The following is a 26,002-nucleotide window of genomic DNA, read 5'->3' on the forward strand; positions in this document are numbered from 1 at the left end:
GACAAAAAAGTCTAAAATAGACTAATATATCTAAAAAATGGTTTTAGATATCAAAATGAATCCTGAGTTAGAAAAATTTATAAATGTCGCAGAAGCTATAAGTAGGCTTTTGCATCCTTTTGCAGAAGTTGTAATTCATGATTTATCTAAGAACAAGATAGTTGCGATTTTTAATCCTATCTCTAAAAGAGAAATTGGAGATATATCATATCTAGATCATATAGATTTAGATGCTTACGATGATTTTGTAATAGGACCGTACGATAAAATAAATTATGACGGGCGGAAAATGAAATGCATTATCACTATAATTAAAAGCTTAACAAATGATGTTATAGGGACATTATGCATAAATTTAGATATTTCTGTGTTTGATAGATATCAAAATTTAATAAACGTATTTCTAAATAATAACAATATGCAAATGTCGCAGCAGCAACAGAGCCTTTTCAGAGATACTCTTTATGAAAAAATTAACAATTTTGTGCAGAGATATTGTATAGATAATAATCTACCAATCGATAATTTAACAAGGGATCAAAAGAAAAACTTGATTTTAGAACTTAAACAACAAGGCGCACTAGATGGTAAGAATGCAAGTAAATACATTGCAAACGCACTAAATATTAGTCGAGCTACTGTCTATAACTATCTTAAATAATCATAGGAAAAAAATAATGTTAATCATATTAGGAGCAATTGTTGGTTTTGTAGCTAGTTTTATTTCTACGCTACTTGGTGGAGGAGCAGGTTTGATAGCTGTTCCAGCTTTTTATTTTATAATTGTACATACTTATGGAGCTGACTTTGCTATGCAAATAGCTATAGCAACTTGTTGTGGGATGTCTATATTTTTAAGTTCTATAGCAACATACAAACACTATCGTAAAGGTAATATACACTTGGGAGAGTTAAAGTATTATTTAGTATATTTATCTATAGGGGCGCTAGTAGGCTCAATAGTTGCAAAACATATAAATACAGATCTTTTGAAAATAGTCTTTGCAATATTGTTATTTGGAAGTGGTATCTGGATGATATTGCACAATGATAATAAGGTTGTTAAATTACCTAGAAGCGCTAGATATAGTATTTTTGGATTTTGTGGTATTTTGAGTGTTTTGGCAAGCTCAACAACATTTGCAACAATGTTTTTTATAAAGATTGGTACTGATATCAAAAAAGCTATAGCTATAACTAGTGTCTGTGTGCTTATAAACTCATCAATTGCAGCATTTGTGCTTACTTATGGAATTAGTGTTAATGTACCATCAACACTTGGTTATCTAAATATTCCATTGTTAGTATCATCGGGTATATTTGCATTGGCAGGTAGTCTTTTGGCAGTTAATTATTTAGGGATAATTTCTCCAAAGCTTCTAAAGAATTTATTCATAGTTTTGATGTTTGTTTCTGGCGGTGTAATGATTATCTAAAAGTTGAAAATATAAGCTTTTGCTGTATACTTAATATTTCTTTGGAGAGGTGTCCGAGTGGTTGAAGGAGCACGCCTGGAAAGCGTGTATAGTTTAACGACTATCGAGAGTTCGAATCTCTTCCTCTCCGCCATTTAGATAAAAGAATAATCTGTCTTTGTGTACGTTACTAAGACACTTTCTTGATGATATGCTTTCTCGTAGACATTAACTAGATTGTTTACTTTTTGCTCAAGTTGTTTTGATTTATCATCTGCAAGTATCGTGACAACTTTGGTTTTTTCACTATAAGTGGTTCCTGTTGGGCTACGCCAATAGCCTCTAGCATCATTTTCAGTATAACCATCAGGGAAAGCGGGTGTTATGTATTTGTTCTCAAAATTTTTGAACATCTTATCTGAAACGTAAGAGATATTATCTTTATCATCTTTCATAGTTCTGCCAAAGTAAAGTTTGACTATATATCCTTGATTATCTTTGGTATCTGCAAAGCCAGTATCCGATAACACAAATATACATAATGCTAGTGTAATTATATATCTCTTCATAAGTTTCTCTTTAGATCTTTCTTCAAAAAAATGGCAGCTAAAATTAGTATTAGCCAACCTATCATCAGTGTGGTGCCACCTAATGGTGCTAGCTTCAAAATAATAGGTATATTATAAACCACAGAAATATAAATACTAAAACTAAATAATATTGTGCCAACTATAAAAAATAAGTTGCTTAGTTTAAGAGCTAAACATCGTGATAAGCTCTTACTACTTAAAAGAGCTATTCCAATACCGCTAATTACTATAGCATAGATTTGATTATAACGAACTGCAGTCATTACGAAATCAAAATGTTCAGCTGAGATTTGTAATTTTAAACCATGTTCTGCGTAAGCACCAAAAGCTACTGATATAAAACCTAAGATCGCACCAATTATTAAGTTCATCTACTCTCCAGTTTAGGTTACCTTATTTTACAATGGGTTAAACGATTAAAACGCCATTTCGCAAACAGACTATATATAATTTTAGCAAAACTATATATTAGTGGTAGTTTAATAATAGTTACTAACTTTCTCCATTTGTTTAATTGGCTCCATATTATGATAAAGGCATCAACTCCAGTATGAAATCTATCTCCGTTATCTTTGACATGAAATAGCTTCAGACAAGATAGAGTATCTAAATTTTCTTTGTTAAGACTTTCTTCAGATATTTCGGTAATATCGATCCATTCAAAAATATTTTCTGGGGCTATATTTTTATAGTGATTTATCTCTTTTGAGCATAATCCGCATTTACCATCATAGAAAACTTTAATCACAAAAAAATCCTTTACTAAAGATATTGTATAACCACTATGATAAATATTATCAAGCCAATCCAATGATTATCAGAAAAAGCTTTTATACAGTTAGCTATACCTAGTTTTTTGTATAAGAAATAATTTCTGATAAATAAAAAAGCACTAATAACAACACCTATATAAAAAATAATATTAAAGCTTAGATATATACCTAGAGCTATCAGAAGTACTAATGATATGAAATTGAATAAAAAGATGTACTTAAATACTTTATCTCCAAATAAAACAGCTGATGACTTAATACCAATTTCTAAATCAAAATCTCGATCAGCTAATGCATAGATAGTATCGTAAGCTATAGTCCAACATATTGTTGATAGATAAAATATCCAAGCTTCTAGAGGTATTTTGTTTTGTGTAGCCGAGAAAGCCATAAAAATACCAAAATTAAACGCTAAGCCAAGTACCAACTGAGGAATTGCAAAGAACCTTTTACAAAATGGATATAAAACAGCTAAAAATAGAGCTATAAATGATAGTAAAATTGTGTATAAGTTTAAGAACAATACACAGATAAAAGCAACTATCGTAAGAGCTAGACACAAGTATAATGCATTCTTGACACTAAGTTTACCACTGGTTAAAGGTCGAGTATTGGTACGCTCTACATGTTTGTCGAAATCTATGTCTGCAATATCATTAACAATACAACCCACTGTACGCATTACAACCACACCAATAGTGAAGATAATCAAATATTTAATATCTGGAATACCATGACTTGCCAAAACTAGTGCGGTAAGAGTTGGCCAAAGAATTAGCAGTATTGGAATAGGGCGATGCAATCTCATTAGCATAATATATGCTTTGAATTTTGTATTACTCTGCATTACATAACTCCGGTAAAACTAGAAAATATTCTGTAATTAAAAATTTAAGCTCTTGATTATCTTTGTATGTAAATATCGAACTACGAGAAAAGATCTCTTGCTGAATATGCCTACTTGTTTCTTGATAAAAATCATCATTAGATAATTTACGGATTATAAATTCATCACGAGTAAATTTAGATTTTTCAAAAAGTAGATTATCGCCAATTGGTTTTGTACCAAGATTATCAACTTCTTGTGAAAAAAAATCATAAGTATCACAGGGAATAATTGTCCTAGCAAAAATTAATGTTTCATTGATACTTGAAAGAGTTATTTGCCGTACTAATGCAGACTTAATATCTAATAGTGATGCTTCTAACTGATTAACATTTGTAAAACACTGAGAGATCTTATCTAATATAATTTCACCATAGCCTTTTGATAGGCTTGTAACTAAGTTTTTTGCATCATTAAGCCAGTATCTTTCTACTTTTGATAAATTTTGTTTGTTAATAATATTCATATATCAGAAATACCTTAAACTTAAGGTTTCTTATTTTAATATCGATTTGTATAATTATACACTTAATACTTATGAATTTAATTAAAAGGGTTCCAAAATGCGTCCAAGTGGAAGAAATAACGATCAATTACGTAGTTTAAAAGTTACACATAATTTTACAAAACATGCTGAAGGTTCAGTTTTAATAGAATTTGGTGATACTAAAGTTTTATGCACAGCTTCTGTAGTTGCTGGCGTACCAAGATTCAAAAAAGATTCTGGTGAGGGGTGGTTAACTGCTGAATATGGTATGTTACCGCGTTCAACTCATACTCGTATGGATAGAGAAGCTGCTAGAGGTAAGCAATCTGGTAGAACACAAGAAATCCAAAGACTAATTGGTAGAGCATTACGCGCAAGTGTTGACTTAACAAAAATAGGTGAGAATACTATCAAAGTTGACTGTGATGTAATCCAAGCAGATGGCGGCACACGTACAGCATCTATTACTGGAGCATCATTAGCTATCAGGGATGCCATAGATTATATGAAGCAAAATGGTATGCTTGATGAGCAAACTAATCCATTAATGTCTCAAGTTGCTGCAATATCTGTAGGTATTTACAATAATGAGCCTGTACTTGATTTAGATTATGATGAAGACTCTAATGCTGAAACAGATATGAATGTAGTTATGAACTCAAATGGTGGTATGATTGAGATTCAAGGTACAGCAGAAGGCAAAGACTTCTCAGAAGAAGAATTTGCTAAAATGCTAGGTCTTGCTAAAAAAGGTATTAAAGAAATATTTGAAAGTATATTCTAGTTCTTAATAAGCATAATTCTTATAAAATAAAATCTTAAAGAGTATTTATATGAGAATTTATCTTTGCCAATAATGCAAAATCTTTTGTTTTCAATTCAAATAGAAATTCTTGTAATGGTTCACTTTTTGCGAAAAGAAGTCTTTGCTCAATTTGTTTAATTTGGTCTTCTAATGTCTGTCTTTGTTGATATAATTCACGAAGCTCTTTATCAGCGTTATTAAAAAAGTTTTGAATATTATCTTCTTTTTTGGCTTGTAGTCTAGTTTTGAGGTTTGTGCTTAGACTAGAAGTTCTGTTTACTGATAGCTTTTTTCTACTACCTAAAGAAAGTTTTTTACGTGGTTCTTGCTCTGACATTTATTTCTCTTAGTTATTAAATTTTAGATTTAATGTTTGAATTGTATAAGAATAACAATATAAATAGGGATTATAATATATTTGTTACTAAATTTATAGCTCCAAGCTTTAGAACTTTAGGTGATTTTGTTAGGAGTCACTCTAATTGATTCTAAATCTATTAGTGCACCGTAACTATCATCTTTCCCGGACTCTCTTAGTGTTAAGGTCTTACCTGAAGCGCTAGTATTTTGTAAATCTATGTCAATTGTCTGCCAACCTTTAGAGAAGCTGTCATGTGTATAGACAAGCTCATCACCTAAATAAACTTCAAAGTTACTTGAGTCATCACCGGTCCTAGAGTAAAAATCAAATGACATTTGCATACTATCAAAACCTTTTGATGCTAAGTCATGAGAAAAATCAACAATCTCATTCCTATCGCCGTCAAGCTCAGCAACATTTGGACGCATATCATCAATATTATCGAAATTATTCCAAATTTCTATTTGCTCATCGCCACCAGTTATATACCATTTTCCAAGGAAGTCACTGCCTGTATCAACCTTACCCCAGTCATCATCATCTACTGTTGTTTCATCGTATTGGAAGCTATCCTCACTAAAAATCATATTATTTTCTTTAAGTATCCTAAAGAAAGTAGCATCACCAAGTATACAATGTTCTGGTATGTTAGATTCATTTAGAGTATTGCCTGCAACTACACACCTCCATCTTACCATATCTGTTGGTACATTTTCTGGACGTACCATAATCTCAGCATATCCATTTACTATGCCGCTTCCCCCAGCTGTACCGATATTTTTCGTAAGAGCTGCATACTCATTAACTTCAGAGTAATCACCTTCAAGGTAAAAGTTTTTATTATCTTTTTTAAAGTCCCATATTTCTTTTGCGCGTGCTGTTAATACAGATACTTCAGTAGCTATTTTTGTCTTAATTATGTAATCAGAGTATGTTGCATAACCAAGAGTTGCTAAGATAGTAATTATTGCTATAGTTATAATTAACTCAACTATAGTAAAACCATTATGTTGAGTTTTTATATTCATATAGAGGAGTAGTTTGTTTGTATGTCTTATTATTATATCTTATTTTTAGGTGAAAATAGATTAAAAAAATATTGAAGGATAGTTTTTGTTTTACTTGGATTTGACTCCAATCGAAGCAAGTCTTTTTTCGATAGATGGATGAGTAGAGAACATATCAGACATATCTCCACTGCCTATACCTGCACTTAGTGGATCAAAGATATATGACGCACGACGGAGATTTTCATTTTTATTATGCTTATAGCTATATTGAGCTTCTGCTGTTTTACTATCGCCAGCAATCTTTAGTAGAGCATTTGCCATTGGTACATTTGTACGCATTAGCTCAACTGCTCCAGCATCTGCCATATATTCTCTTGTACGACTCAAGAATAGCATCATAAATATTGTAAAAATTTGTAACACATATCTTAAAATCATAATAATGATAAAAAATACGGCAGCATTATTGTTACGATTATTGCTGTTGCTATTATTATTGTTTCCTGAGAAAAGAGCTGAGTAAAATAAGAAATCCATAATAATAAGCATCATATTGGATAAAACCATAGTGAATAAGTTGAGCTTAATATCTTGATTTCTAATATGAGTTAACTCATGCGCCATAACAGCTTGTAGCTCATCACGGTTAAGAGCATTTGCAAGTTTTGTTGTGATAGCAACCATTGCGGATTTTTCAGAGTAACCTGATGCAAAAGCATTCATATAATTGGCGTCAATTAAAAAAACCTTTGGCATATATCGCATACCCGCAGCTACTTTCATTTCTTCAACAACATTATATACACGACGAGCTAAAGGATCTTGGTTATCTGCTGAAACCTCATGATATTCAGTGCCAGATAGCATAATTTTGTCATACATACTAAAAGTGATGAATATCCAAATTACTGCTATAGCAGATATGATCATAGTAGCGTAAGGAGGTATTTGAAATGTTGCTAATGCATAAAATACTTTTGATATAGGTAGCTCAATACCATATTTACTATAGTAAGCATTCGCAAACTCACCATATCGCCAAAAGGTATCAACAAAAATTCCTAGCAGAAAAAAAACAATTAGGAATGTTGCTATGACAAAATATGTGCGATAAGTATTTTTACGAACAACTTCACGCCAGTTAACAGATCCATATTGTAGATTATCAGTATTTGACATCTTATAGTTCCACTCTAGAGTCTTCTAGTTGTTGTTTTTTCTCTTCTGAGATATTCCAGTATACAAATTCTTCATTTAGCTTCTTGAAGATATTAACTACCATCCCAGCAAAGAAGGATTTTTTATGAGCATTGTATCTTTCTATTGAGTCATTAAGAGCTTGTTTAGCAAAAGCTAATTTATTTTCAGTAGATGTAATTTCCTCTTGTAACTGAATTACGTTTTGATTAGCTTTTAATTCTGGATAGTTCTCAAATTGAACATTTATACCTTTTGCTAGATCAGAGATCTGATTTTCAGCATTTATTCTTTCTTGAATATCGCCATTTGCTTTAGCTAAATTAGCTTGGTTTCTTAGTGCTACAACTTGCTTTAGTGTTGTTTGCTCGTAGTCCATATACTTTTTGACAACATTTACTAATGAGTCAAATACTTTGGCTCTGCGATCAAGTTGTACATCGATTTGTTTTTCAGAATTTTTGACAGTTTCGATCTCTGCTATTAGTTTGTTGTAAGTCATAACTATATATACAGCAGCTATAGCTATAATTATCAGTAGAATTATTCCTATAGACATTTTATTATCTCCGTTTATTTGAATTTGTGTTACTTATGTAAAGATGACTCCAAAGTCTAAGATTTTCAAGTTTTATCTTAGCTATTTGATATCATCTTCTACAAATTTACAAAAAGCTTGTGTTAATGCGGTGTGGTATTTTTTCTCGTGAAGTAGTTTGTAGAAGTTTCTAGATAAATCGAGCTCTTTAGTTTCAAGTATGCAATATTTAGCAGTATCTAAAGCTTGAGTTGTAATTACTTCAGATATACAAGCTAAGCAGTCGCTATATGCAATATACTGCTTTATTGCTTCTGAGCTGCGTAGAGTTATAGCTTTTTTTATGCTTGATACTTTATCTTCAAGAGCATTGAAAAATATTTCAAATGTTCCAGAGCCTTGTTCTCTCATTGCCCACTCATAATCTAAAAGATCTTTTATCTTTATATTTTTTTTCTTAGTTAATGGGTGGTCAATACGACAAATTACTTTTAGACTATCTTTTGTCCAAAGGTAAGTCTCTAATGTTTTACTATTACATTCGCCTTCGACAAAGCCTACATCACAGTTTAGTGACTCAACGCTATTTATAATTTCTTTTGTATTACCAGAAATAATTTCAAAATCTGTATCTGGATGTAACTTTCTAAACATTGCTACATATTTTGGTAATACATAGTTAGCTATTGTGGTACTGGCACCAATAATTATCTTTCCAGATAATTGAGTGCTATTTAAGCTAAATGATTCAAACTCTTCAATTTCATCTAAAATTTTGATAGCCTTTGCTAGTAGGTTTTTACCATTATCATTTAGTTTCATTCTTTTGCCAACACGATCAAATAATGTCGTATCAAGCATGTTTTCAAGTTGAGATAGTGACATACTTGCAGCAGCTTGTGAGATGAAACATTTTTCAGCACCAGCACTAATGGATTCAGATTTTGCAGTATTGACAAAAACTTGTAGTTGTTTTAATGTGATTCGCATATTTATATTTTAGTAATGCTTATATTATATGATTTTATTATAAGATTTTCTGATATTCAATATAGATAAGATTTATTAAGACAGTATATTGATGATTGAGTATAATATGTTTTAGGTAAATAAATTAGGTTAGTTATGGAAAGCTTTATAAAATATAAGTGGGCAGTGGTTGGTGCAGGTCCTGCTGGTATGGCAACTATTGGGCAGTTGTTAGATAATGGTATAAATGCAAAAAATATACTTTGGATTGATCCGAATTTCGGTGTTGGTGATTTCGGTAAAAAATGGGGAGAAGTTAGCAGTAATACAACGGTAGAGTTATTTTTGAGATTTCTTAATGATATAAAATCTTTTGAGTTTGAAAAAAAGTTACAAAAATTTGCTCTAGAAAATTACGATAAGCAAGGATTCTCACAGCTGAAAGATGTTGCGGAACCTTTGCAATATATCACAGACAATCTATTCCAAAAAGTTGATTACAGTATAGATACTATTGCAGAAATGAAAGTAGCCCAAGGTGTATGGAATCTCTATGGTGCAAGAGAAAACTATATGGCTGAGAAAGTTGTTTTAGCTACAGGCTCTATACCTAAAACTTTGAATATTCATAATCCTGAAACTACAAAAGAAATTGATCTTGCTACAGCATTATCGCCATCTAAGTTAAAAAAAGAGCTTATTGAAGGTGATAGGGTGGCTGTATTTGGATCATCTCATTCAGCAATGATAATTATTAGAAATTTAATTGAGCTCGGTGTTGAAGATGTTGCTAACTTCTATCGTCAACCGTTGAAGTATGCTATCAATATGGGAGACTGGATTCTATATGATAACTCAGGTTTAAAAGGTGAGACAGCTAAATGGGTTAAAAAAAATATCTCCCAAAATTTAGATAGTAGAGTCAAAAGATATTTATCAACTAGTGAAGAGATAAATAAACATTTACATGAATATAATAAAGTTATTTATGCAGTAGGTTTTGATCAAAGAATACCTTGTGTAGAGAGTATCGATGCTAGAGTTTATGATCCTACAACGGGAATTATAGCACCAGGGCTTTTTGGTGCGGGTATAGCATTTCCGCGTAAAGTAACAGATCCTAATGGTAATGTTGAGCTAAATGTTGGTTTATTTAAGTTTATGAATGATATTAAGCGCTTTCTACCACTGTGGATGAGATATGATATTTAGCTTATTTTAGTAATCTGAGTGAATTTATAATTACAATCAGAGTAGCTCCCATATCAGCAGCTATTGCCATCCATAAAGTAGCTAAGTCAGTTATTGCAAGAGATATGAAAATCGCTTTTATAGCAATAGCAAAAGTTATATTCTGTTTTATTATTTTTAATGTTTTCTTTGAATGCTTGATAAGCCAAGGTAGCTTTGCAATATCATCAGACATAAGCGCAATATCTGCAGTTTCTATTGCGATATCATTACCTATAGTACCCATCGCAATTCCTAAATTAGATCTTGCTAGCGCAGGAGCATCATTGATACCATCTCCAACCATAGCAATATTCTCATAGTCATTAGCTAGTTCCTCAACTTTAGCAACCTTATCTTGAGGTAGTAACTCTGCATAGAATTTATCAATTCCAGCTTGTGTAGCGATAGACTGAGCTGTTGCAGTATTATCACCTGTAAGCATGATGGTTTGATTAATCCCAAGTTTTTTTAGTTGTTTGAGAGCATTGTTAACATTATTTTTTATCATATCTTGTATAGCAATGATACCAATAATATTTTCATCACTACCAATGAAAATCAATGTTTGACCATTATTTGCAAGTTTTATCGCTTGTGCATGTAGATCTTCATTATTACATAGCCGTTTTTCATGAGCAAAAGCATGGTTTCCAAGCCAAAAGCTACTTTCATTGACTTTTCCTATTACTCCTTTACCACCTAAAACCTCAGTATTTGTCGCCTGTATAAACGTTATATTGTTATTTTTGGCATAGTCTAAAATAGCCTTAGCGATTGGGTGATCAACAGAACTCTCAAGACTTGCAGCTATGGTAATTAATTGTTGTTGTGAATAGTTTTGTGTGATGATTATTTCTGTAATAGAAGGATTGCCTTGTGTTAATGTACCAGTCTTATCAAAGGCAATAGCTTTTAACTTGGCTGGTATTTCTATGAATTCACCACCTTTGATCAAGATCCCATTTCTAGCAGCTTTTGCCAAACTTGAAACTATTGAAATTGGTGTAGATATCACTAATGCACAAGGGCAAGCGATAACTAGTATTACTAAAGCTTCATAGCCCCATTTAAGCCAAGACTCATTTAGTAAGAGTGGAGGGATAGTAGCTATTATAATGGCTAAAAATATCATTGTAGGGTTGTAAATCTTAGCAAACTTATCAACCCATTTCTCTGCTTTTGAGCGTTTTGATTGAGCATGTTCAATAGCTTGGATTATTTTTGCAATCGATGAGTTTTCAGCTGTACTTGTCGTTTTTATCTCAATCGCGGAGTTTCCATTTATACTTCCTGCAAAAACTTGATCACCAATGGTTTTTTCCACAGGAATAGATTCACCTGTTATAGGTGCTTGATTTATATAGCTATTACCTTTAAGTATAATTCCATCTAGAGCAATTCTTTGTCCTGGTTTTATTAGAAGAGTTTTGCCTGTATTTATTTCTGCTAGAGGCTTTTCTTCAAATTGTTTATCATGACAACAATAAACTAGAGCTGTATCTGGAGTTAGTTTCATAAGCTTTGTTATCGCTGATCGAGCATTTGCGACACTCCATGATTCAAGCAAAAGTGAAAAAGCAAACAAAAAGCTTACTATGGCTGCTTCAAATAATTGACCAATAATAATTGCGCCAGTTATCGCAATTAACATTAAGAGGTTCATATCAGCATCAAGCCTTTTAATAGCAGAGATTGCTTTGGGTAAAACAAACCGACTGCCTAATAAAATAGCTATTAAGTAAGAGGCTTGAGATATAAGAGGAACTGTTTGAGAGAAGCTTTCATTACCTATAAATGCATGTACAAAGCCATGATTTATACTATGATACAAGTATGCAAAAATGATGAATACTCCACTAAGTAGAGTTGTAATTAGTCGAGAGTATTTAGTTAAAAAACTGATGTTTTGACTTTCTGTAATATGCTCATCCCAAGTAATTGCTTTTAACCCTACTTTTTTTATTAGAGTTATAATTTCTTTTTCAGAAACATTTTGATTATCAATAGATAATTTACCATTGAGTAGGTCAAATTGCATACTATCTGCGGCGATTTTTTTACTTAATGTTTTTTTGATAATATTGATCTCTTCAATACAGTCTAATCCATATACTTTAAAGCTTTGATATTGTTTACTCATACAATACTCTCCTTTGCATGTATCTCTGGTAAATGCTCTAGATTTTCTTGTATTAAGTTCTTGACTAGTTTTTGATCGGCTTGAATAATTTCGTCATCATTAAGAGTGTCTAGTAGCCAGTTTAACTGCTCTTTGAATGCAGAATTAAAATAAAAGTAGTGGAATCTGCCTTGTTTACGCTTATGTATAAAACCATTACGTCTAAGTATATCTAAATGTTTAGATAGTGTTGAGTTTGCAAGTTTGAAAATATGAGCTAGATGACAAAGGCATAGTTCATGCTGATATATAACCATTAGAATTCTAATCCTAGTTTCATCACCTAATGCTTTTTGAAAATCTACAATGTTTGCTAATTTCATTTTCATAAACCTATGTTTCGCGAATTAACGAAATATTATCTATAAAGTTTATTATATTCAAGTGATCTAGCAGATTTTAATTTCTTTTTTCAAAGTTAATGCTAAAATCTCTCAAATTTCTAAATTAGTGGGTTAAATGATATGTCTAAAAGAGTAATTTTTATTTTATTAACTTTAATTTTTACTATGAGTCTAAGTTATAGTTCTGGAAAATATGCTAATAAGACTTATATAGAAAATGTTGTCAAAACATTTGATTTATCAACAGATAAGAATATAAAAATACTAGACATAAAAGATCATCAACAAACTACCGATTATACTTGCGGACCATCTGCTGTTATGAGCTTGCTTAATTATTATGGAGTTCTTAAGGATTCTCAAATGAATCATCAAATGGAGTTACAAATAGCTAAAGAGATGGGTACAAATGATGATTATGGTACTACAGCACAACAGATAGCTAACTGGTTGGAAAAGCATGGTTTTGATGTGAAATATGCTACTGATGGTGATATCAAATTGATTTATGAGAGTATAGACAAAGGTGTACCTGTACTTGTAGATTGGATTGATTGGGGAGGGCACTGGACATTGGTATCGGGATATCAGAAGTTGGGAAAAACAATTGATGATGATAAAGATACATTATTTATGATTGATCCAGCAGCACATTTTAATAATGTGAAAACAGTTTATGGATTGAGTGCTATTAATCCAGATAGATTTCAATATATGTGGCAAGATTCAAAAGGTATAAAAGGAATCTATGTTATAGCACAACCTAAATAATAGCTTTTATTCCGCCAATATTATTACAGGTGCTGGAAATGACTTAGATGAAAAACTATTTATCTGATGTAAGTTACTAGCATTAGACACCGAAATAATACTAAAAATTGATACTGCCGCAAACATAATTTTTTTCATTTTTATTACCTAAAATACTTTCTAATATTTGATGTGTGTATTATCCCAGTATATTCCTATAAAGTTAAATATATTGAATTTATGGTGCTGATAAGAAAAACTTATATAATATAGGTATTTACAGTTTAACAACTATAGAGTACAAAAGAGAAATTAGTCATAATCTATATACAAGAAAGTATTGTTTTTAATTGCTGAGCTTAATGATAATACTATTGTCATTTTTAATAATAGAGCCTTGTTGAGGGTATACTGGTAAGTTTATTGATATTTTTTTAGCTATATCAATTTGCTTCTCTGTAGGCATTTTGTAGTAGTCATTCAGCCAGTGGAGAAAGTAATAAACTCTATGGTTTAGATTACTTTCTTGCCATGAGCTATCAGGGAATATACTGCTAAATAAATCAAGATTGCTATTTAAGTAAAAGGGTTGGTTTATAGTTGTTTTTATAAAGTAACTATTGTCAATATGCTTTGAGGCGATGAAAATGATTGCCGTATTATATATTTTTGTGCCTATTTTATCATAGATGTTTTGGTATAAAGAATTTAGAGTTCTTTGGTTATATGCTTGTGCCATATTTTTACTGTAAGTCAAGAGACATATTTGCTTGAAGTTTATTAAAGCTATTATTATGGCTACTATTAATATAAGTTTTTTTCTTCTAAATATTTCAAAACAAACACTCGCTAGCATCGCTATACTAAGTGGTATAGTAAATAAAATTCTTAATGGCATTGGCGATATAAGGACTATTGGGAGTAATAGGGGTGTAATAATACCAATTAAAACTATAAAACTATCAAGTTTTTTAAGTTTGAACATCAATGCTAATAGTATGATATAGCATAAGCCGTAACTAATTGTAAGGCTTGAATCTAGTGTGTTTAGTATATATCTAAATAATAGACTTAATTGATTTGCTAAGTTAGTAGTATGCCAACCATCGTAAAAATTAGTAAGATAATTTGACTTACCAACAAAAAAGTAAGATATATGCGTTGTAATAAAATATAGCACTAAGGCAATTATAGCCACGAAAATGGAATAATAAAAAAAGCCAACTACCTCTTTAGGAGTCAGATTTTTTTTGATGGAGTTTAATATCAACACAGTTATCATACCTTCTATATAGTAAACTATAAAAGATTGATATATACCCAGAGCAAAATATATCATAAGACTACTAAGTAGTATATTAGTAAGCCAATTTTCTTTTTGGAAAAGTTGTGCTAAAAAATATACTGATAGCGAGCTTAATAAAAAACCTAGTCCTATTTCTATACTTTGGTTAACGAAATTCAGTTGAAAAATATATACCGGAGATATAAGGTAAAACAATCCGAAGATGATTGTTGATAGTTTATTGTTGCTAATGTTATTGAGTATTGCTATCCAGACTATATAAGAGCAGAAGATAAAACCTAAAGCCAATATGGAATTAAAGTAAGGAATTGGTACTGTTCCAATTATCGAAACTATTAAACTAAGTATAGGTCTTCCAAGCCTTAAAAATTGTACATCTAATGGGTATAGATACTTACTATTACCTAAACCGTATGTTGCAAGCTCGGTATCAATAGATATTGTCCAAGATGCTATAAAGTATGCGTATGCAGTAATTGAGCAAAGAAGGGTAATTTTTATTGCTAGATTATTTTGAATAATAACTTCTTTAAGATCTGCTAGTAGTCGTCTCATTAAATATTTGGCCACGAACTATACTTTTTTATTAGACGCAAATGTTACAATATATTCAGTAGAAAGTGAAATGTAATTGATAGAGGCTAAGATGAAAAAAAATATACTTGTATTAGGGGCTGGTGCTTGGGGTACTGCACTGGCATTACAGTTAGCTTATAAAGGCCACGAAGTAAGAATCAATTCTTGGAAAAAAGAGCATAATGATCAGATGCTTACAGAAGGTAATAACCAAAAATATTTACCAAGTATAGAAAAATTCCCAGATACTTTAACAGCTATACAAGACTGGAAGGCTAGTATTGATGATTTCGATGACATATTAGTCGCTACTCCAAGCTCAGGCTTTAAAAAGATTATTTTAGAGCTAAGAGACTGTATATTACCTCACCAAAATATTATTAGTGCTACGAAAGGATTTTGTCATGATACTTATGCTCTATTGAGTGAAATAGCAGAAGATATTATTCCAAATACAAAATTCGCTTTATTAACTGGTCCAAGCTTTGCCAAAGAGGTAGCTAATAAGCTTCCAACTGCTGTTGTAGTAGCATCTAAAGATATTGAATATGCTAAATATACCCAAAAGCTTTTCAGTAATGAGAATTTTAGGTGTTATACAACTACTGATATTATAGGTGCTCAAGTTGGTGGTGCTGTTAAGAATGTTTTGGCTATTGCCGCAGGTACTGCTGCTGGTATGGATTTTGGTGTTAATGCTCATGCAGCACTAATTACAAGAGGTCTGGCAGAAATTAAAAAATTAGGACTTAAACTCGGAGCTAATGTTGAAACATTTATGGGCTTGAGCTGTCTTGGTGATTTGTTGCTCACTTGTTCAGACAATCAATCGCGTAACCGTAGATTTGGATACTACCTAGGTCAAGGTATGACTATAGAGGAGTCTTTACATAAAGTAAATAACGTTGTTGAAGGATATTCTACTGCTATAGCAGTGTATAAGCTTGCTCAAAAGCATGGAGTCGATATGCCTTTGGTATTTGCTACGTATAGAGTCTTATATGAGAATGTAGATCCCAAAGATATGGTCAGACAACTTATGACTAGACAGTTGAAAAATGAAAATTAATCTCCTCCAGCTGCTTGCTTAGGTACATAGTCTTTTAGATTTGTCTGTTGCATTTTTACTTTTGTATTAAATGCATAATCTCCTACTTTGACGAATGGTTTGACAAGTATAGAGTTTTCCCATAGTGAATTATCTTTTACAGAGTCGAAAGAATTGAGTGTTGAGCAGGCAATTGCGAATATAAAGCCAAAACGCACTAAAGCTATAAAAAATGCTAAAAGTGTATTTGATAAGCTTTCCTTTTCTTTGTTATTGCGCATAAATACTTTCATTACACCAAAGATTATGAGATATGCACAGACTAGAACTAATATGAATGATACAACATAGGCTGTTGGAGGATCTTCTATTAATGAATTGATGTACGCAAGTTGTACCTTTTGAGCTAAGATACCTGACATTATTACGGCAAATACCATTAGTATTAATAGTACTATGTTTTTAAAAAGTCCTTTGACAGCTGCAAATAGGCTTAATATTAAAATTACGATTACCAACAAAATATCTAAAAAATTAATACTTGCTAAAAATTCCATTTTCTATCCTGTTATTATGTCTTTAATTTGATTCAGTTTTGTTATGCCGATGACCTCTACGCCTTCTGTTTTTAGAGATTTTGAAAAATTGGATTGAGGTATGATGATTTTTTTAAACCCATGTTTTTTTGCCTCATTTATTCGTTCTACACCATACGGAATCGGTCTAATTTCGCCTGATAAGCCAACTTCACCCATTATAAGCATATCATCAGGAATCTCAATTTCTTTGATACTGGAATATATAATCAGTATTAGCGCTAAATCAATGCTTGTTTCATTAATCTTTATACCGCCGACAACATTTAAAAATACATCCTTATCATATAAATCAATATGCATATAGCGTTGAATAACTGCTAGTATCATTGCTAGACGGTTACTATCAATACCTACACATAATCTTCGAGGAGGCTGATTGATATTTTTGTCGACAACTAATGATTGTAGCTCAACAAGTAGAGGACGTGTACCTTCCCAAACTGAAACTATAACACTACCGATTAAGTTTGAACGACCATTATTTAGAAATATTGCCGAGGGATTCTTAACTTCTTTCATTCCTTTATCAGTCATTGCAAAGACACCGATTTCATTTACGGCACCAAACCTGTTTTTTAAGGCACGCATCATTCGGTATCTGCCGTTGTCTTGGGACTCTATAAATATTACAGCATCAACTATGTGCTCTAATACCCTTGGTCCTGCAACCTCTCCAGATTTAGTGACATGTCCTACCAAAAAAACAGATATTTGATATTGTTTTGCAATTTGAGTAATATACGCTGCCGATTCTCTTACTTGTGATACACCACCAACCATAGATGATATATCAGGGTTATACATGGTTTGGATTGAGTCTACTACAACCACTTCTGGTTTATGTTCTATCATATAGCTAGCGATTTGCTCTATGTTTGTCTCACACATTACTAGTAGATTATCTTTTGGGAGATTTAACCTTTCTGCTCGTAGCGCTATCTGTTCAAGAGACTCTTCACCACTGACATATAAAACTTTCTTTTGTAAAGATAAAAAAGACATGATTTGTAGAAGTATCGAAGATTTGCCTATACCTGGCTCCCCTCCAACCAGTGTTACAGACCCCTTAACAATTCCTCCACCTAGGACTCTATCAAATTCGGATATATGCGTAGACATTCTAGAGTGCTCTTTACCTTTGATATCAGCTAGTGCTGTAGCTTTTGAAATGCTGCCAGCAAAACCAGATCTAGCTATGGGTGTTTTTTTTGAATCAGGTTTGATCTCTTCAACAAAAGTGTTCCATTGATTACAGCTATGACACTGTCCTTGCCATCTAGGAGAAGTAGCTCCACACTCTTGACAAATAAATATAGTTTTTTGCTTAGCCATAGCTTAATTTACTTTGCCTTATAACCTAATAAGTACTTAGATAGTACTCTTTCTGTTTCAGAGGCATTAGGACCAATGAATTGTACAATATAGCGATATTTTTCTGGATTCTTATCATTAACTGTAATACTTGGTGGGAATACGGAAATAACTTGAGCCTCACAACCTACTTGTTCCTTTAGTTCAGATAAGGTTACAGACACTCTTACTATATCATGTAAATATAATAGTTTAGAGCTACTAATTTCTATTCCACCATTTTTAATAAGTTTTACGAAGTGGTTATATAGCTGTTCACGTTGATCAAACATATATTCTTTTTCAAACTTAATATCATCTTCACTATAGTCAACACCTGCGTGTCCTTCTACAATTTCACTAGTTTCATCTTCATCTTTTATTTCGACTTGATCATTACCTATATTATTTTCATCTAGGACTTCGCTACTTTCATCATCTTCATCAATAAGTTCAGGATCTATGTCAAGTCCTTTATTATCTCCAAGATCAATTTCAATAATATTTACATTTTCATCATCAATATTATCATCAATATCATCATCTACTTCATATTCATCAGTAGTATTATCAGCCAAATCATTTTCAAAATCATCTTCTTGTAAAATATCATCAGATAGTTCATCTAAGCTTTGTTGAGACTTTTGTGGTTTTTGACCTAACATTCCACCACGAGGATTGCTTTTAGTATTAGCTTTTTTTTGACTACTCGAAGAGCCTTTCTTTAGAAGGTCTAATCTACTCATTTTATATGCCTCCTAGCCTTTAAGCGAATTTTTCTATAAATGAAATATGAAATGCTAGAAATAAGAATAAGGATAAGTATAGATAGAAATTTGTGTTCATATATCCAGTGTTTGATATCAGCTTTATCTACTAGCTGTAATAAAGCGTTGCCAAAAATATATCCTAAAGATATATATATAGTTGACCAAATAAAGCTACTGATAGCATCTAAAGTCATAAATTTAAATCTTTTTACTTTGCTAATACCTACAATCAAAATAGTAACTGTTCTTAAACCATATAAAAACCTTATGCTTAGAATTGCTAATGTTTCATGCTTGTCTAAGATTGCTAAAGCTTTTTGGGCTTTGTAATGCCATGAAGCTTTTTTTGTTAAGATTCTTTCGCCCATAAGCTTAGAAACTGTAAAAATAGTATTGTCATGAAGTATAGCACCAATTGTAGCAGCTAATATAACTAGGGGATAATTAAACATTGCAGCAGCTGTGGCGATGCCAACCATAATAAGAAATATCTCTCCTTCAATAAAGACTGCCAATATTACCGCCAAATATCCCCATTCCATTAGGAGATTCCAAAATTCAGCCTGTGTCATGGTTATTTCCCGTAAGAGTTAGTGATTAGTAATTCATCAACCAAAACTAGTGCAAGCATAGCTTCAGCTATAGGAACACCTCTAATACCGACACAAGGGTCATGTCTACCTTTTGTGATAACTGTAGTATCATTACCATTTACATCTATACTTTTACCAGGTTGTAAAATGCTTGATGTTGGTTTGAATGCAAGCTTAGTAATTATGTCTTGCCCTGTGGAAATTCCACCTAAGATTCCACCGGCATGGTTTGTTAAGAAACCTTGGTTTTGAGTTATTTCATCGCGATGTTCACTACCTTTTTGAGCAACACAGTCAAAGCCATCACCGATACTTACAGCTTTTACAGCATTTATACTCATCATAGCGTAAGCAATAGTAGCGTCAAGCCTATCAAAAACTGGTCTGCCAAGTCCTGCTTCTAAGCCAGTAGCGATGACTGTAACCTCTGCACCAATCGAGTCTCCTTGCTTACGAATATTGTGAATTAAGCTTTCACAATTTGTAATAGCATCTCTATTTGCTATGAAAAATGGATTTTCATTAATAAAGTTTTTTTCTATAAAGTTGATCTTAAGATCACCAATTTGGGAGCAGAAACCAAAAACCTCAATACCATTATGTTTTAGTATTTTTTTTGCTATTGCACCAGCTGCAACACGCATTGCTGTCTCTCTAGCAGAAGACCTTCCTCCACCGCGATAGTCACGAATCCCATACTTTTTGAAATATGTATAATCGGCATGGCCTGGGCGAAATTTATCTTTTATTTCACCATAATCTTTTGATTTTTGATCTTGATTCTTTATTATTAGACCTATCGGTGTTCCAGTTGTTTTGCCTTCAAAAACACCTGAGATGATTTTAACCTCATCAGGCTCTTTACGTTGAGTTGTGAATTTTGATTGACCTGGCTTACGCCTATCTAGCTCAAATTGTATATCTGCCTCACAGAGAGGGATATTACTTGGGCAACCATCGATAATTGCTGCAAGTGAATCACCATGGCTCTCGCCACATGTTGTTACTGTAAAAATTTTACCGAAAGTATTTCCTGACATACTTAATAATAATATATGATGTATTTTTTTATGATAGCATAAATGATGAGTAAATTTAGCTAATCTAATCTTGATTTTAGATAAAAACTTTTTTGGCTATTAAGATGTAGTATTAAACTTGATTGAATTATTTTTTTGTTCTGTAGTTGGTTTAAACTAGCTTCGAAGAGTTTCTGTATAGTAATTTCTGAAAAGCTAATAAAGGTATTGTTACAGCTATTGCAATTAATCCGAGTTTTATGATCAAAGGGGATGAGAGTAAGAAACTGTTTATTAAGTGACATAAAGATCCTAGCCATGCCAGCACAATAAATAACAAGCAGTACCCTGTAAAATGTTTTTGCTTGTAGTTTTTGTATGTCTGAGGTAACCAATATACAAAGCATATTGAGACAGAGATGATAGTTGTAATCATATATATAGCACTAGGCTTATATCGAATTGCTAATATTGCAATTGTAATAAGCATAACAAAAATTAAGTTAATTACTTCGGGCATTCTTTTATTGTTAAAAGATATCTGTAATTGTTGTACTGTGATTCCAATTAGATAGCCTATAGAGATAACAAGTAGCCTCCAATCGAGATTTAAGTCTACTATTTGTACAATGCAGCAAAGAGTGAATATGAGCATGCTAAACTGAGTAAGCATACTTATATTATCCAGAGATTTCTTATTTTTTGCATTGTAAATGATTTGAGGAACAAACTGTATTAAATATATTATAAGCGATATGTTTAAGATTAATTCGCTAAGCTCTTGAGTGTTGGTTGATAGTTCCATATAAAAGTAATAAATAATCAAATTCTAAAGTTAATAATATTCTATTTAATTATATGTTTGTAATTGATTAAAATCCACCTGTTTAGATAAGTACTATGTTTATTGTGAAGATAGTTTTTTATAATAGAATTTTTGTATTAAAAGAATTGTTATTGCAGGCAAAATGATTAGTGCATTTGGTGTAAATGTAGGTTCTGATAAAAGCATGAAGCTACTAGCAATATAAAGACTGGTTCCAACCAGTGCTATTAAGACAAAGCTTAAGCAAAAACCATCCGCTCTTTTTTGTTTATAATTCTTATAAATTTGCGGTAGCCAATAAAGTGTATTTATAGTAAATCCAACATATTCTATTAAATTATAGATGCTGTCATTATCCGATCCCATAGCAAGTAGTGCAATTGCAAATAGAATGATAAAGCTAAAGTTAATTATCTCTGGCAATTTTTTGCAAAAAATGGATATTTGTAATTGTTGTATAGACACTCCTATAAGGTAGATTATAGCAACACTAGCATATTGCCACTCATATCCAAAGCTAATAGTTTGGATAATATCACATAGTACAGTGATAAATATTCCAAGTTGTGTCAACATGCTAATGTTGGATAAAGAGTTTTTGTTTCTTACATTGTGAATGATTTGGGGTATGAACTGGATGCAATAAAGCAAAATGGAAATATTGAAAATAAGTTCTCCAAAAAATGGATTGTTCATTATCTCTACTCCAGTTTGAATACTACATAATTTTATAGTAGCACTTATTTATTTTTTAATAAATAACTATACTTATATTGAGATACTTTATTTAAACAGGTATAAGTATTTACCATAACCCTCACTCTTCATCTCATCTTTAGGGATAAATCTTAAGGCTGCAGAATTCATACAATATCTTTTACCAGTAGGTTGCGGACCATCATCAAAAACATGACCTAAATGAGATCCTCCATACTTAGATAGGACCTCTGTTCTATTCATAAACCAACTATTATCACTCTTCGTTTTTATGAATGAATTATTTATGGGTTTTGTGAAGCTTGGCCACCCAGTTCCAGAGTTATATTTGTCTGTTGAGCTAAATAGAGGTTCGCCAGAAACAACATCTACGTATATACCTTGTTTATGATTGTCCCAGTATTTGTTGTTAAATGCTCTTTCAGTGCCACCTTTTTGTGTCACATAGTATTGTTGCTTATTTAGATTAGCTAAGGCTTTTTGTTTATCAAAATTTTGCCAACTAGGTGTATCTGCAAAGCTAACTAATGGAATAATCATGAAAATGATTGATAGTATTCTGTTCATAAAAGTTCTCCTCTTAGCTATATACTTTAGATTATATATATTTTTATAGTTGATAACATTAATTGCAATTTAAACTCTAGATTAAAAAAATAAATATTTGTATGATTATTTGTGTATGAACTACAATTTTTAGAGGTATATAAAATGTATAATTTTTATAAATTATTAGGTGTCAGTGTGTTTACGTTTTTGTTAGCGGATTGTTCACTTCTGCCTGGGAAGAAGCCTTATGATCGTGGCCATGATTTTGAGTTGATTGTGCATATGAAAGATGTTAAAACTCAAAAAGAAGTGGGCACGGTTACAATATCTCCTTACATTCATGATGGTAAGCAAGAGGGTATGCTGATTACCCCTTATTTATATAATCTGCCAGCATCAAGTGTACACGGGATGCATATCCATATTAATCCTAGTTGTGATAATGGTGGTATGGCTGCAGGAGGGCATTGGGATCCTGATAATACTGGTAAACATCTTGGTCCTTATAATGACAATGGACATAAAGGGGATTTACCAGAATTGGTTGTAAATGCAGATGGTACAGCGACTGAGCCTGTGGTAGCGCCAAGACTAGATTCTTTAGAAGAACTAGAGGGTCATAGTTTGATGATTCATGAAGGTGGAGATAATTATTCAGATACTCCAAAACCTCTAGGTGGCGGAGGTGCTAGGATGTGGTGCGGAGTTATTACGGATTAGGCTATGAGTTATGAGGTTATAGCTAGATTAAGCTTTTTTCTGTTGATTCTTTTTGGGATTTCTATTTGGGAGATTGTCGCTCCCATGCGCAAGCTAAAGATTTCTAAAGCCTCTCGTTGGTATAATAATCTACTGCTAGTATTTTTGGATACTTTAATATTAAGAATCTTATTTCCTACAGCTGCTGTTGGAGTAGCGATATTTTGTCAGCAATATAAATTAGGGTTATTGAATCTTTTTGATATGCCTGTTTGGTTTAAGATTGTAATAGCTTTTTTAGCTCTAGATTTTACGATATATCTTCAACATGTACTATTTCACTATTTACCATTGTTGTGGAGATTTCATAAAGTTCATCATATTGATTTAGATTATGATGTCACTACAGGGCTACGTTTTCATCCTGTTGAGATAGTTTTGTCAATGTTAATAAAATTTATGGCGATACTTCTTATAGGAGCACCTGTGTTAGCAGTTATCATTTTTGAAATTGTTCTAAATGGTACTTCGTTGTTTAATCATGGCAATATTCGCTTACCAAAATCGTTTGATAAATTGTTGAGATTGTTTATGGTAACACCAGACACCCATAGGGTACATCACTCTACAATACCATCTGAAACAAACTCTAACTTCGGATTTAATCTAATTTGGTGGGATAAGATTATGGGAACTTATATCGCTCAACCTAAGAAAGGGCATATTCAAATGGATATAGGGTTAAGTAATTATAGAGATTCTAAAGTTACTCAACCTCTTTTAAGTATGCTTAAAATACCTTTTTCAAAAAAATAGGTTCTTTAATTATCTTTGTACTCTTTCTTTTCGAGATAAAAAAGTACACACAACAAGGGATAAACATCGCTGGAGCACCAAAGTAGAAAGCTCCTCTTATATCTTCGTTAAATAATGTTAGTGCTAAGCATAATACTTGTATCCAAATTCCAAAAAGAGGTATATAGGGGAATAAAGGTGTTTTGAATATCATTTTTTCAACTGCATTTTTTTGCATGATTTGTTTTCTAAAGTTATATTGCGACCAACATATACAAATCCAGCAAATAGTAGCTGTGAAGCCTGACATAGCAAGTAAGTTTGTAAATGCAGCAGAGGCAGATAGTTTGAATGAGAGTATCAAAAATATCCATATCCCAGCTATACTGACATACACAGCATAATGTGGTATTGAAGAGCTATTTAAGCTTCTAAAAATACTAGGAGCCATTCTCATTCTAGATAGCCCATATAGAGAGCGGACAGCTGCATAGAAGCCACTATTTGCACATGAAAATGCAGCTACAAGTACTACAAACGCAAATGCTCCAGCAAACTTGTCAAGATGATAGTATTGTAGTGCTGTAGCAAATACAGAGTCGCTTAAATTCATTTGTTGCCAAGGAAAAATTGTTGCTAATAAGAATACTGGTATTACATATAATCCTACAATTCTTATTGCTACATGTTTAGCAATTTTAGGCATTTGCTTTCCTGCATCACTAGATTCACTTGCAGCTAATCCAATGATTTCAGAGCCTTGGAAATTTACAAGTAATATGAGCATTGTTGTGATTAGGATTAATTTTCCTTTAGGAAAAAAACCCTCTTCACCAATGATATAAGTGCTACCTAGTACACCACCAGTATTATTATTGATAATATTAAAAAATATAAGTATAGCCACTACACTAAACAAACCAAGAGCGATGATTTTTATAAGAGCTAACCAGAACTCAATCTCACCAAAAAGCTTAACTTTTGTAAGGTTTATGATTGTTATAAATAGCCCAAACAGAGTTGCCCACAGATAAGTTGGTACAGAAGGCAAAAATGTATGCATGATTATTCCACCAGCTATACATTCCGAAGGAATATAAATTATCCAATTAAGCCAGTATGACCAGCCCATACCACACGCTATCGAAGGAGAGATATATTTTGCTGTATAGTGGATAAACGATCCAGAATTTGGTGAGTTTGCCGTTAACTCAGCTAAGCATAGGGTAACACAGTACACTATGATACCTGCTAATATATAAGCAATGATAGCTGCTGGACCAACTTCTGATAGGACATATCCTGTACCTAAAAAGAAACACGAACCTATGATGCCGCCAAGAGCTATTAGCTCAATGTGGCGAGGTTTTAGAGTTTTAGCTAATGCCATAACACCACCTCCAAAAAAGTTACACAAAGTACCTGAAAATACAGATTTTTATTTTTTTAGTTTATTGGTTTTTTAGTGCTTTGAATTTTGGTGGATAGTTAGTTGCTATCGTAAATCAAAGCAATAAGCTCATACAAAAATACTTAGATATGGTTTCTGTATTCTCACGTACTTCATGTATGAGGTGAGCGAATTATAGACCTGTTTTTTGTTTTGTCAATTAAAATT

General features: G+C 32.1%; 31 protein-coding genes and 1 tRNA gene. 9 read left to right on the forward strand and 23 right to left on the reverse strand.

Going from position 1 to position 26,002, the window contains the following annotated elements; translation table 11 throughout:
• The first annotated feature begins 37 nt into the window (after positions 1 to 37).
• The 3 genes from FQ699_RS07695 to FQ699_RS07705 all read left to right on the forward strand — a co-directional run bounded on the left by FQ699_RS07695 (position 38) and on the right by FQ699_RS07705 (position 1,569).
• Positions 38 to 661, forward strand: a complete 624-nt coding sequence (locus FQ699_RS07695; RefSeq protein ID WP_146421813.1) for a helix-turn-helix transcriptional regulator — start codon at positions 38 to 40, stop codon at positions 659 to 661.
• Between the two features lie 16 nt (positions 662 to 677).
• Complete coding sequence (locus FQ699_RS07700) at positions 678 to 1,436, forward strand: sulfite exporter TauE/SafE family protein (RefSeq protein WP_146421814.1); 759 nt, start codon at positions 678 to 680, stop codon at positions 1,434 to 1,436.
• A gap of 43 nt (positions 1,437 to 1,479) precedes the next feature.
• A tRNA-Ser gene (locus FQ699_RS07705) sits at positions 1,480 to 1,569 on the forward strand.
• Position 1,570: 1 nt separating this feature from the next.
• Here FQ699_RS07705 and FQ699_RS07710 read toward each other — a convergent pair.
• From FQ699_RS07710 to FQ699_RS07730, 5 genes are read right to left on the reverse strand one after another with little or no spacing between them, the layout of a single operon-like run.
• Entirely contained in the window at positions 1,571 to 1,984 is a 414-nt protein-coding gene (locus FQ699_RS07710; protein ID WP_146421815.1) for a DUF3574 domain-containing protein, read from the reverse strand.
• On the reverse strand, positions 1,981 to 2,376 hold the full coding sequence (locus FQ699_RS07715; RefSeq protein ID WP_146421816.1) for a DUF423 domain-containing protein: 396 nt from the start codon (positions 2,374 to 2,376) through the stop codon (positions 1,981 to 1,983). The genes FQ699_RS07710 and FQ699_RS07715 overlap by 4 nt, the downstream gene beginning before the upstream one ends.
• A gap of 17 nt (positions 2,377 to 2,393) precedes the next feature.
• Positions 2,394 to 2,753, reverse strand: coding sequence for a thiol-disulfide oxidoreductase DCC family protein (locus FQ699_RS07720; protein WP_146421817.1), 360 nt, complete (start codon positions 2,751 to 2,753; stop codon positions 2,394 to 2,396).
• A gap of 14 nt (positions 2,754 to 2,767) precedes the next feature.
• On the reverse strand, positions 2,768 to 3,625 hold the full coding sequence (ubiA, locus tag FQ699_RS07725) for a 4-hydroxybenzoate octaprenyltransferase (protein ID WP_146421818.1): 858 nt from the start codon (positions 3,623 to 3,625) through the stop codon (positions 2,768 to 2,770).
• Positions 3,615 to 4,130 (reverse strand): chorismate--pyruvate lyase family protein, encoded by a 516-nt coding sequence (locus FQ699_RS07730; RefSeq protein ID WP_146421819.1) that lies wholly within the window; start codon positions 4,128 to 4,130, stop codon positions 3,615 to 3,617. The genes ubiA and FQ699_RS07730 overlap by 11 nt, the downstream gene beginning before the upstream one ends.
• 97 nt (positions 4,131 to 4,227) lie before the next feature.
• Between FQ699_RS07730 and rph the strand changes: the two genes are divergently transcribed.
• Positions 4,228 to 4,935 (forward strand): ribonuclease PH, encoded by a 708-nt coding sequence (rph, locus tag FQ699_RS07735; RefSeq protein ID WP_146421820.1) that lies wholly within the window; start codon positions 4,228 to 4,230, stop codon positions 4,933 to 4,935.
• A 34-nt stretch (positions 4,936 to 4,969) separates the two neighbouring features.
• Here the strand turns inward: rph and FQ699_RS07740 are convergent, their stop codons facing one another.
• The 5 genes from FQ699_RS07740 to FQ699_RS07760 form a co-directional block, all read right to left on the reverse strand.
• The gene (locus FQ699_RS07740; protein ID WP_013922178.1) at positions 4,970 to 5,293 is read right to left on the reverse strand and encodes a hypothetical protein; all 324 of its coding nucleotides are present in this window, start codon (positions 5,291 to 5,293) and stop codon (positions 4,970 to 4,972) included.
• Between the two features lie 116 nt (positions 5,294 to 5,409).
• On the reverse strand, positions 5,410 to 6,345 hold the full coding sequence (locus FQ699_RS07745) for a prepilin-type N-terminal cleavage/methylation domain-containing protein (RefSeq protein ID WP_146421821.1): 936 nt from the start codon (positions 6,343 to 6,345) through the stop codon (positions 5,410 to 5,412).
• Between the two features lie 90 nt (positions 6,346 to 6,435).
• On the reverse strand, positions 6,436 to 7,506 hold the full coding sequence (htpX, locus tag FQ699_RS07750; protein ID WP_146421822.1) for a zinc metalloprotease HtpX: 1,071 nt from the start codon (positions 7,504 to 7,506) through the stop codon (positions 6,436 to 6,438).
• A gap of 1 nt (position 7,507) precedes the next feature.
• Positions 7,508 to 8,083, reverse strand: coding sequence for a LemA family protein (locus tag FQ699_RS07755; protein ID WP_012279935.1), 576 nt, complete (start codon positions 8,081 to 8,083; stop codon positions 7,508 to 7,510).
• An 81-nt stretch (positions 8,084 to 8,164) separates the two neighbouring features.
• Positions 8,165 to 9,052 carry a LysR substrate-binding domain-containing protein gene (locus FQ699_RS07760; protein ID WP_146421823.1) on the reverse strand — a complete coding sequence of 296 codons (888 nt, stop codon included), beginning with the start codon at positions 9,050 to 9,052 and terminating at the stop codon, positions 8,165 to 8,167.
• Positions 9,053 to 9,187: 135 nt separating this feature from the next.
• Between FQ699_RS07760 and FQ699_RS07765 the strand changes: the two genes are divergently transcribed.
• Positions 9,188 to 10,243, forward strand: coding sequence for an FAD-dependent oxidoreductase (locus tag FQ699_RS07765; protein WP_146421824.1), 1,056 nt, complete (start codon positions 9,188 to 9,190; stop codon positions 10,241 to 10,243).
• Between the two features lies 1 nt (position 10,244).
• Here the strand turns inward: FQ699_RS07765 and FQ699_RS07770 are convergent, their stop codons facing one another.
• Together FQ699_RS07770 and FQ699_RS07775 are read right to left on the reverse strand one after the other, a co-directional pair.
• The gene (locus FQ699_RS07770; protein ID WP_146421825.1) at positions 10,245 to 12,404 is read right to left on the reverse strand and encodes a heavy metal translocating P-type ATPase; all 2,160 of its coding nucleotides are present in this window, start codon (positions 12,402 to 12,404) and stop codon (positions 10,245 to 10,247) included.
• Complete coding sequence (locus FQ699_RS07775; RefSeq protein ID WP_035735070.1) at positions 12,401 to 12,766, reverse strand: ArsR/SmtB family transcription factor; 366 nt, start codon at positions 12,764 to 12,766, stop codon at positions 12,401 to 12,403. Before FQ699_RS07775 ends, FQ699_RS07770 begins: the two co-directional genes overlap by 4 nt.
• Positions 12,767 to 12,907: 141 nt before the next feature.
• Here FQ699_RS07775 and FQ699_RS07780 point away from each other — a divergent pair, with 141 nt between their 5' ends.
• Positions 12,908 to 13,558: a C39 family peptidase gene (locus FQ699_RS07780; protein WP_146421826.1), complete on the forward strand. Its 651-nt coding sequence runs from the start codon at positions 12,908 to 12,910 to the stop codon at positions 13,556 to 13,558.
• Positions 13,559 to 13,564: 6 nt separating this feature from the next.
• Here FQ699_RS07780 and FQ699_RS09815 read toward each other — a convergent pair whose 3' ends face one another.
• Positions 13,565 to 13,696, reverse strand: a complete 132-nt coding sequence (locus FQ699_RS09815) for a hypothetical protein (RefSeq protein WP_257217894.1) — start codon at positions 13,694 to 13,696, stop codon at positions 13,565 to 13,567.
• A 187-nt stretch (positions 13,697 to 13,883) separates the two neighbouring features.
• A complete protein-coding gene (locus FQ699_RS07785) occupies positions 13,884 to 15,398 on the reverse strand; it encodes a glucosyltransferase domain-containing protein (RefSeq protein WP_146421827.1) in 1,515 nt (504 codons plus the stop codon).
• Positions 15,399 to 15,489: 91 nt separating this feature from the next.
• Here FQ699_RS07785 and FQ699_RS07790 point away from each other — a divergent pair, with 91 nt between their 5' ends.
• On the forward strand, positions 15,490 to 16,488 hold the full coding sequence (locus FQ699_RS07790; protein ID WP_146421828.1) for an NAD(P)H-dependent glycerol-3-phosphate dehydrogenase: 999 nt from the start codon (positions 15,490 to 15,492) through the stop codon (positions 16,486 to 16,488).
• Here the strand turns inward: FQ699_RS07790 and FQ699_RS07795 are convergent.
• From FQ699_RS07795 to msrB, 8 genes are all read right to left on the reverse strand, one after another.
• Complete coding sequence (locus tag FQ699_RS07795; RefSeq protein WP_044525650.1) at positions 16,485 to 17,024, reverse strand: CvpA family protein; 540 nt, start codon at positions 17,022 to 17,024, stop codon at positions 16,485 to 16,487. The genes FQ699_RS07790 and FQ699_RS07795 overlap by 4 nt on opposite strands.
• A gap of 3 nt (positions 17,025 to 17,027) precedes the next feature.
• Positions 17,028 to 18,398 carry a DNA repair protein RadA gene (gene radA / locus FQ699_RS07800; RefSeq protein WP_146421829.1) on the reverse strand — a complete coding sequence of 457 codons (1,371 nt, stop codon included), beginning with the start codon at positions 18,396 to 18,398 and terminating at the stop codon, positions 17,028 to 17,030.
• Between the two features lie 8 nt (positions 18,399 to 18,406).
• Positions 18,407 to 19,162, reverse strand: a complete 756-nt coding sequence (locus FQ699_RS07805; RefSeq protein ID WP_146421830.1) for a PilZ domain-containing protein — start codon at positions 19,160 to 19,162, stop codon at positions 18,407 to 18,409.
• Positions 19,159 to 19,758 carry a DedA family protein gene (locus tag FQ699_RS07810; RefSeq protein ID WP_146421831.1) on the reverse strand — a complete coding sequence of 200 codons (600 nt, stop codon included), beginning with the start codon at positions 19,756 to 19,758 and terminating at the stop codon, positions 19,159 to 19,161. The genes FQ699_RS07805 and FQ699_RS07810 overlap by 4 nt, the downstream gene beginning before the upstream one ends.
• Before the next feature lie 2 nt (positions 19,759 to 19,760).
• Positions 19,761 to 20,819 (reverse strand): chorismate synthase, encoded by a 1,059-nt coding sequence (aroC, locus tag FQ699_RS07815; RefSeq protein ID WP_146421832.1) that lies wholly within the window; start codon positions 20,817 to 20,819, stop codon positions 19,761 to 19,763.
• A 151-nt stretch (positions 20,820 to 20,970) separates the two neighbouring features.
• Positions 20,971 to 21,603 (reverse strand): PQ-loop domain-containing transporter, encoded by a 633-nt coding sequence (locus FQ699_RS07820; protein WP_146421833.1) that lies wholly within the window; start codon positions 21,601 to 21,603, stop codon positions 20,971 to 20,973.
• A gap of 99 nt (positions 21,604 to 21,702) precedes the next feature.
• The gene (locus tag FQ699_RS07825; RefSeq protein ID WP_013922195.1) at positions 21,703 to 22,320 is read right to left on the reverse strand and encodes a PQ-loop repeat-containing protein; all 618 of its coding nucleotides are present in this window, start codon (positions 22,318 to 22,320) and stop codon (positions 21,703 to 21,705) included.
• A gap of 87 nt (positions 22,321 to 22,407) precedes the next feature.
• Positions 22,408 to 22,908: a peptide-methionine (R)-S-oxide reductase MsrB gene (gene msrB / locus FQ699_RS07830; RefSeq protein ID WP_146421834.1), complete on the reverse strand. Its 501-nt coding sequence runs from the start codon at positions 22,906 to 22,908 to the stop codon at positions 22,408 to 22,410.
• 144 nt (positions 22,909 to 23,052) lie between these two features.
• Here msrB and FQ699_RS07835 point away from each other — a divergent pair, with 144 nt between their 5' ends.
• Both FQ699_RS07835 and FQ699_RS07840 read left to right on the forward strand, forming a co-directional pair.
• The gene (locus tag FQ699_RS07835; RefSeq protein ID WP_146421835.1) at positions 23,053 to 23,610 is read left to right on the forward strand and encodes a superoxide dismutase family protein; all 558 of its coding nucleotides are present in this window, start codon (positions 23,053 to 23,055) and stop codon (positions 23,608 to 23,610) included.
• Between the two features lie 3 nt (positions 23,611 to 23,613).
• Positions 23,614 to 24,405: a sterol desaturase family protein gene (locus tag FQ699_RS07840; protein ID WP_146421836.1), complete on the forward strand. Its 792-nt coding sequence runs from the start codon at positions 23,614 to 23,616 to the stop codon at positions 24,403 to 24,405.
• On the opposite strand, the gene FQ699_RS07845 is transcribed toward FQ699_RS07840, so the two are convergent.
• Positions 24,380 to 25,774, reverse strand: a complete 1,395-nt coding sequence (locus FQ699_RS07845) for an amino acid permease (protein WP_146421837.1) — start codon at positions 25,772 to 25,774, stop codon at positions 24,380 to 24,382. The two genes, FQ699_RS07840 and FQ699_RS07845, sit on opposite strands and share 26 nt — an antisense overlap.
• Between the last annotated feature and the right edge of the window lie 228 nt (positions 25,775 to 26,002).

Origin of the sequence: Francisella salimarina (assembly GCF_007923265.1) — a bacterium.
In the GTDB taxonomy this organism is placed as follows: Bacteria; Pseudomonadota; Gammaproteobacteria; order Francisellales; family Francisellaceae; genus Francisella; species Francisella salimarina.

What these genes read in the sequence shown, in the direction of transcription:
- FQ699_RS07755 (WP_012279935.1), bottom strand. Translation starts at nt 8,083, where the DNA reads ATGTCTATAGGAATAATTCTACTGATAATTATAGCTATAGCTGCTGTA.
- FQ699_RS07760 (WP_146421823.1), bottom strand. Translation starts at nt 9,052, where the DNA reads ATGCGAATCACATTAAAACAACTACAAGTTTTTGTCAATACTGCAAAA.
- msrB (WP_146421834.1), bottom strand. Translation starts at nt 22,908, where the DNA reads ATGAACAGAATACTATCAATCATTTTCATGATTATTCCATTAGTTAGC.
- FQ699_RS07770 (WP_146421825.1), bottom strand. Translation starts at nt 12,404, where the DNA reads ATGAGTAAACAATATCAAAGCTTTAAAGTATATGGATTAGACTGTATT.
- FQ699_RS07715 (WP_146421816.1), bottom strand. Translation starts at nt 2,376, where the DNA reads ATGAACTTAATAATTGGTGCGATCTTAGGTTTTATATCAGTAGCTTTT.
- FQ699_RS07790 (WP_146421828.1), top strand. Translation starts at nt 15,490, where the DNA reads ATGAAAAAAAATATACTTGTATTAGGGGCTGGTGCTTGGGGTACTGCA.
- ubiA (WP_146421818.1), bottom strand. Translation starts at nt 3,625, where the DNA reads ATGCAGAGTAATACAAAATTCAAAGCATATATTATGCTAATGAGATTG.
- FQ699_RS07780 (WP_146421826.1), top strand. Translation starts at nt 12,908, where the DNA reads ATGTCTAAAAGAGTAATTTTTATTTTATTAACTTTAATTTTTACTATG.
- FQ699_RS07785 (WP_146421827.1), bottom strand. Translation starts at nt 15,398, where the DNA reads ATGAGACGACTACTAGCAGATCTTAAAGAAGTTATTATTCAAAATAAT.
- FQ699_RS07730 (WP_146421819.1), bottom strand. Translation starts at nt 4,130, where the DNA reads ATGAATATTATTAACAAACAAAATTTATCAAAAGTAGAAAGATACTGG.
- FQ699_RS07775 (WP_035735070.1), bottom strand. Translation starts at nt 12,766, where the DNA reads ATGAAATTAGCAAACATTGTAGATTTTCAAAAAGCATTAGGTGATGAA.
- FQ699_RS07820 (WP_146421833.1), bottom strand. Translation starts at nt 21,603, where the DNA reads ATGGAACTATCAACCAACACTCAAGAGCTTAGCGAATTAATCTTAAAC.
- FQ699_RS07710 (WP_146421815.1), bottom strand. Translation starts at nt 1,984, where the DNA reads ATGAAGAGATATATAATTACACTAGCATTATGTATATTTGTGTTATCG.
- FQ699_RS07840 (WP_146421836.1), top strand. Translation starts at nt 23,614, where the DNA reads ATGAGTTATGAGGTTATAGCTAGATTAAGCTTTTTTCTGTTGATTCTT.
- FQ699_RS07845 (WP_146421837.1), bottom strand. Translation starts at nt 25,774, where the DNA reads ATGGCATTAGCTAAAACTCTAAAACCTCGCCACATTGAGCTAATAGCT.
- FQ699_RS07700 (WP_146421814.1), top strand. Translation starts at nt 678, where the DNA reads ATGTTAATCATATTAGGAGCAATTGTTGGTTTTGTAGCTAGTTTTATT.
- FQ699_RS07765 (WP_146421824.1), top strand. Translation starts at nt 9,188, where the DNA reads ATGGAAAGCTTTATAAAATATAAGTGGGCAGTGGTTGGTGCAGGTCCT.
- aroC (WP_146421832.1), bottom strand. Translation starts at nt 20,819, where the DNA reads ATGTCAGGAAATACTTTCGGTAAAATTTTTACAGTAACAACATGTGGC.
- rph (WP_146421820.1), top strand. Translation starts at nt 4,228, where the DNA reads ATGCGTCCAAGTGGAAGAAATAACGATCAATTACGTAGTTTAAAAGTT.
- radA (WP_146421829.1), bottom strand. Translation starts at nt 18,398, where the DNA reads ATGGCTAAGCAAAAAACTATATTTATTTGTCAAGAGTGTGGAGCTACT.
- htpX (WP_146421822.1), bottom strand. Translation starts at nt 7,506, where the DNA reads ATGTCAAATACTGATAATCTACAATATGGATCTGTTAACTGGCGTGAA.
- FQ699_RS07810 (WP_146421831.1), bottom strand. Translation starts at nt 19,758, where the DNA reads ATGACACAGGCTGAATTTTGGAATCTCCTAATGGAATGGGGATATTTG.
- FQ699_RS07835 (WP_146421835.1), top strand. Translation starts at nt 23,053, where the DNA reads ATGTATAATTTTTATAAATTATTAGGTGTCAGTGTGTTTACGTTTTTG.
- FQ699_RS07745 (WP_146421821.1), bottom strand. Translation starts at nt 6,345, where the DNA reads ATGAATATAAAAACTCAACATAATGGTTTTACTATAGTTGAGTTAATT.
- FQ699_RS07805 (WP_146421830.1), bottom strand. Translation starts at nt 19,162, where the DNA reads ATGAGTAGATTAGACCTTCTAAAGAAAGGCTCTTCGAGTAGTCAAAAA.
- FQ699_RS07695 (WP_146421813.1), top strand. Translation starts at nt 38, where the DNA reads ATGGTTTTAGATATCAAAATGAATCCTGAGTTAGAAAAATTTATAAAT.
- FQ699_RS07825 (WP_013922195.1), bottom strand. Translation starts at nt 22,320, where the DNA reads ATGAACAATCCATTTTTTGGAGAACTTATTTTCAATATTTCCATTTTG.
- FQ699_RS07795 (WP_044525650.1), bottom strand. Translation starts at nt 17,024, where the DNA reads ATGGAATTTTTAGCAAGTATTAATTTTTTAGATATTTTGTTGGTAATC.
- FQ699_RS07740 (WP_013922178.1), bottom strand. Translation starts at nt 5,293, where the DNA reads ATGTCAGAGCAAGAACCACGTAAAAAACTTTCTTTAGGTAGTAGAAAA.
- FQ699_RS09815 (WP_257217894.1), bottom strand. Translation starts at nt 13,696, where the DNA reads ATGAAAAAAATTATGTTTGCGGCAGTATCAATTTTTAGTATTATTTCG.